Below are 4,808 nucleotides of genomic sequence, written 5' to 3' on the forward strand. Positions count from 1 at the left end.
TCCGCGAACCAGGCCCTCGGCGCCGTCGCCAGCGCTGGACGCGCGTCCCTCGGGGCCCGTCGCGACAAGGCGAACAGGAACGTGGCCGCCATGTCCCGGGGCGCGGCCGCGCAGACCTCCTCCAGGGGCGCGGCCGCCTCTGGGAAAGCGTTCGGAGCGGGGACGGAGAACGAGTGCATGGGTCATCGGAAGGCTGAATGTTCATTATTTGTTCCACGACGGATGGAGTCAAATTCCGCAGGCTCCCACGCACGCCTCGCAAGCTTCACCGCTACCTGGGATTGTGATCCTGGCCCGTTCCCTGCAACGGCGAGACCGTGAGCGTGCTTCGCTCTCGAAACGGGACATCCCCGCCATGACCCTCAGAGCGATCGCCGAAACCGACTACCCTGGCGTGCAGGCCCTTCACCGCAGCGTGGGCTGGCCGCCGCGCTCCCTGGCCGGGTGGCGATGGCTGCACGCCAATCCGGCCCGGCTCGAGACGGACGCTCCCGCCGGCTGGGTCGCCGACGGCCCCGACGGCGAGCTGGCCGCCCACGTCGGCAACTTCATTCAGCGCTTCCACCTGGGCGATCGGATCCTGTACGGCGCGACCGGCTTCTCGATCATCGTCTTGCCGTCCGTCCGCGGGACGGGTCGCGAGATGCTGCGCGCCTTCACCGCCCAGCAGGGCCTGTTCGCCCTGTGGACCTTCAACGCCAACACCCTGTCGCATCCCCTCTACGCCCGCCACGGCATGGACCCCTGGCCAGAGGCCACCCACGCCCTGAAGCTGAACTGGCCTGTCGCCCCCGTGTCCCTGATCTTCGGGCGCGCCCTGAAGGCGCTCTACGATCTCGCTCCCGGCCCGGTCTCGAACCTGGGCGAACAGCTGATGAACGACCGGCTGTGGCGCACCCCGCGTCTCTCGCTTCCAGCCGGCGTCGTCCCCCTGACCGACTTTGGCGATAAATCCCCCTACGCCGACTTCTGGACGGCGCTGAAGGCCGAGGGCGGTCTGCTGTCCGACCGCAGCCCGGCCGTCCTGCGCTGGCGTCTTCAGGACCCCGACCTGACGCAGCGGCCCCTGATCCTCGGCCTGGAGCGTGACGGCGCCCTGGCCGGTTACGCCTTGGCCATGATGGCCAAGGGCAACATCCTGGAACCCCCGGTGCTCGAGATCGTCGACCTGCAGGCCCTGGCCGGCCAGGACGACGCCGTCCCCACGCTGATGACAGCGCTGAAGGGCGCCGCGCGCCAGATGGGCGCCGCCAAGCTGCGCCTGCAGACGGTGGCGCCGCAGATGCTCGCCCGCCTCGGCCGTTTCGCCGACACCGCCCGCCGGGAAGGCGGCTGGGGACACTGCCATGTGATGTTCGCGCCCGACGCCCCCTCGCCCGGCCTCTGGGCCCCTACGCCCTGGGACGGCGACTACGCCTTCTGCCTCAGGCCCGTTCCGATCCCCGAACTGGCCCGCATCCGCCGCCCGATCCCAGCGACGTCGACGCGGTCGAAGGCTTGAGGCGGCTCGCCGCCGGAGCCTGTGAAGTGGCGAGTGATCAGTGGGTGCTGGCTCGCCGATGGCGGCCGGCGGGACACCCTCGCTCCCGCATCAGCCACTAGCCACTAGCCACTAATCACCAGTCGCCGCCGGCGGCGGCCGTCGGGACGGGCCTACCGCCGCGCCTTCAGCTCGTCGCGGATCTCGGCCAGCAGGGCCTCGGTCGGCGTCGGCGCCGCCGCGGGTTCCGCCGCCTGCTCGCGCCGCATCTTGTTCACCAGCTTGACCATCAGGAAGATCACGAAGGCGACGATCAGGAACTGGATGATGGTGTTGATGAAGGCGCCGTACTGGATAGCGACCTTCTCGACGGCCGTGGTCGCCGGGTCTTCGGGGACCAGGACCCACTCCAGGTTCGAGAAGTCCACCCGGCCCAGCAGCAGCCCGATGGGCGGCATCACCACCTGTTCGACCAGGCTGGTGACGATCTTGCCGAACGAAGCGCCGATGATCACGCCGACGGCCAGGTCGACGACGTTGCCGCGCGCGATGAATTCCTTGAACTCGGTCGCCAGTCCCATCCAGGGCCTCCGCTCAGTCTGCGTTCAGCCGCTCGCGCAGCTCCTTGCCGCTCTTGAAGAACGGCACCGCCTTGGCCGGGACGTCCACGGCCTCGCCGGTGCGCGGATTGCGTCCCGCCCGGGCCGGCCGTCCCCGGACGGAGAAGGCGCCGAAGCCCCGCAGTTCGACCCGCCCGCCGTCGCCCAGCGCCTCGACCATGCGGCCCAGCACGACGTTGACCACGCGCTCGACCTCGGCATGGGTCAGATGCGTGTTCTCTCCGGCGAGCTTCTCGATCAGCTCGGATTTGATCATGCAGCCCCCGCCCTGTTCAGCCAGCCCGGCGCTCATACGGATGCATCCCGTTCGAGGATGCAAGCCCACCCTAGCTCTCGCGCCTCCGGCGAAAAAGGCCCAACCGCCCGATCCGCCCGCGAATTGTAGGTTAAAGGTCGGAAACCGTACAGAAGTTCCGCAACGCCTTTTCAGTTTCGAACACGAAAAAGGGCGGCCGGATCCCTCCGGCCGCCCCATTCGTTCGCCCGCGGCGAAAGGCTTACTCCTTGGAGCCGGCCTTTTCGCGCAGGGCGGCGCCCAGGATGTCGCCCAGCGAAGCGCCCGAGTCCGACGACCCGAACTGCTCGATGGCTTCCTGCTCGTCCTTCATCTCCAGGGCCTTGATCGACACCGACACGCGGCGCGAAGCCTTGTCGACGCCGGTGACCATGGCGTCGACGCGGTCGCCGACCGAGAAGCGCTCGGTGCGCTGCTCGTTGCGGTCGCGCGACAGGTCCGACTTGCGGATGAAGGCGGTCGCCGGAGCGTCGTCCTCACCGAACTTGACCTCGATGCCGCCGGTCTCGATCGCCGTCACGGTGACGGTGACCTGCTGGCCCTTCTTGAAGGTGTCGCCCTCGATCGGATCGCCGCCCAGCTGCTTGATGCCCAGCGAGACGCGTTCCTTCTCGACGTCGACGTCCAGCACCTTGGCCTTGACGGTTTCGCCCTTGCGGTAGCGCTGGATGGCTTCCTCGCCCGAGACGTTCCAGTCCAGGTCCGACAGGTGCACCATGCCGTCGATGTCGTTGTCCAGGCCGATGAACAGGCCGAACTCGGTGGCGTTCTTGACCTCGCCCTCGACCGTCGAACCGATCGGGTGAGCGGCCACGAAGGCGTCCCACGGATTGTCCTGGGCCTGCTTCAGGCCCAGCGAGATGCGGCGCTTGGAAGCGTCGACGTCCAGCACGACCACGTCGACTTCCTGCGAGGTCGAGACGATCTTGCCGGGGTGGACGTTCTTCTTGGTCCACGACATTTCCGAGACGTGCACCAGGCCCTCGACGCCGGCTTCCAGCTCCACGAAGGCGCCGTAGTCGGTGATGTTGGTGATGCGGCCCGACATCTTGGCGCCGACCGGATATTTGGCTTCCACGCCGTCCCACGGGTCGGCCTGGAGTTGCTTCATGCCCAGCGAGATGCGCTGGGTGTCCGGGTTGATCTTGACGATCTGCACCTTGACGGTGTCGCCGACCGCCAGGACTTGGCTCGGGTGCGAGACGCGCTTCCACGACATGTCGGTGACGTGCAGCAGGCCGTCGATGCCGCCCAGGTCCACGAACGCGCCGTAGTCGGTGATGTTCTTGACCACGCCTTCGCGGACTTCACCCTCTTGCAACTGGCCGACCAGCTCGGTGCGCTGTTCGGCGCGGGCTTCTTCCAGGATGGCGCGACGCGACACGACGATGTTGCCGCGCGGACGGTCCATCTTCAGAATCGCGAAGGGCTGTTCCTTGCCCATCAGCGGGGCGACGTCGCGCACCGGACGGATGTCGACCTGCGAGCCGGGCAGGAAGGCCGAGGCGCCGCCCAGGTCGACGGTGAAGCCGCCCTTCACGCGGCCCACGATGGTGCCGTTGACCGGCTGGCCGTCGGCGAACACGACTTCCAGGCGGGTCCAGGCTTCCTCGCGGCGGGCCTTGTCGCGGCTGATGACCGCTTCACCCAAGGCGTTCTCGACGCGCTCCAGATAGACTTCGACGTTGTCGCCGACCTTCGGGATCACGGCGCCTTCGCCGATGCCGAATTCGCGGGCCGGGATGCGGCCTTCGGTCTTCAGACCGACGTCGATGATCAGGATGTCCTTTTCCATGCCGACGACGCGGCCGTGAACGACCTGGCCTTCGCCGAGGTCGCGGCCTTGCAGTTGCTGGTCCAGGAGGGCGGCGAAATCGTCGCGGGTGGGGGAGAGGGTGTCGGTCATGTAACTCTGGGGTTGGAGAAAAGGGCTATGGCGCGCGACCGAATGGTCCCGCGCGAAGTGGTTGGTTCAGAGAGTCAGGTCGTCGGGACGCGAGGCGGAAAGTCAGCCAGAACGCCCGCGGAAGCCGAGGATGGGAGCGTTGGATTTGCGAGACCGGTCAGAGACCGTGTTTCGCGCGCGCCGCCTCGACGATACGGCGGGCCGCATCGAAGGCGGCCTCTATACCCATCTCGGTCGTATCCAGCAAGACGGCGTCTTCGGCCTGCACCATCGGGGCCGCGCCCCGGCCGGCGTCCCGCTCGTCCCGGCGCACGATGTCGGCCAGCATATCCTCGAAGGCGATGTCGGTCCCTCGCGCCGTCAGCTGCTTCCAGCGCCGGGTCGCCCGCACCTCGGGCGTCGCCGTCACGAACAGCTTGGCCGTGGCGTCCGGCGCGATCACCGTGCCGATGTCGCGACCGTCCAGCACCGCCCCGCCCGGCTGGGCCGCGAACGCCCTCTGGAACG

Annotated in this window: 5 protein-coding genes; 1 reads left to right on the plus strand and 4 read right to left on the minus strand. The window is 68.2% G+C overall.

The window, feature by feature from the left end; genetic code table 11:
• Positions 1-355 precede the first annotated feature (355 nt).
• The gene (locus AC2W7C_RS13450) at positions 356-1,501 is read left to right on the plus strand and encodes a GNAT family N-acetyltransferase (protein WP_486001889.1); all 1,146 of its coding nucleotides are present in this window, start codon (positions 356-358) and stop codon (positions 1,499-1,501) included.
• A gap of 152 nt (positions 1,502-1,653) precedes the next feature.
• Here the strand turns inward: AC2W7C_RS13450 and mscL are convergent, their stop codons facing one another.
• The 4 genes from mscL to AC2W7C_RS13470 all read right to left on the minus strand — a co-directional run.
• Positions 1,654-2,061, minus strand: coding sequence for a large-conductance mechanosensitive channel protein MscL (mscL, locus tag AC2W7C_RS13455; protein WP_486001890.1), 408 nt, complete (start codon positions 2,059-2,061; stop codon positions 1,654-1,656).
• 13 nt (positions 2,062-2,074) lie between these two features.
• A complete protein-coding gene (locus AC2W7C_RS13460; protein WP_486001891.1) occupies positions 2,075-2,356 on the minus strand; it encodes an integration host factor subunit beta in 282 nt (93 codons plus the stop codon).
• Positions 2,357-2,597: 241 nt separating this feature from the next.
• Positions 2,598-4,301, minus strand: a complete 1,704-nt coding sequence (rpsA, locus tag AC2W7C_RS13465; protein WP_486001892.1) for a 30S ribosomal protein S1 — start codon at positions 4,299-4,301, stop codon at positions 2,598-2,600.
• Positions 4,302-4,458: 157 nt separating this feature from the next.
• The coding region (locus AC2W7C_RS13470) for a (d)CMP kinase (RefSeq protein WP_486001893.1) at positions 4,459-4,808 on the minus strand (350 nt) is incomplete at its 5' end.

The organism is Brevundimonas sp. CURTG3B2_SDJG, from assembly GCF_057364705.1.

What these genes read in the sequence shown, in the direction of transcription:
- AC2W7C_RS13450 (WP_486001889.1), top strand. Translation starts at nt 356, where the DNA reads ATGACCCTCAGAGCGATCGCCGAAACCGACTACCCTGGCGTGCAGGCC.
- mscL (WP_486001890.1), bottom strand. Translation starts at nt 2,061, where the DNA reads ATGGGACTGGCGACCGAGTTCAAGGAATTCATCGCGCGCGGCAACGTC.
- AC2W7C_RS13460 (WP_486001891.1), bottom strand. Translation starts at nt 2,356, where the DNA reads ATGATCAAATCCGAGCTGATCGAGAAGCTCGCCGGAGAGAACACGCAT.
- rpsA (WP_486001892.1), bottom strand. Translation starts at nt 4,301, where the DNA reads ATGACCGACACCCTCTCCCCCACCCGCGACGATTTCGCCGCCCTCCTG.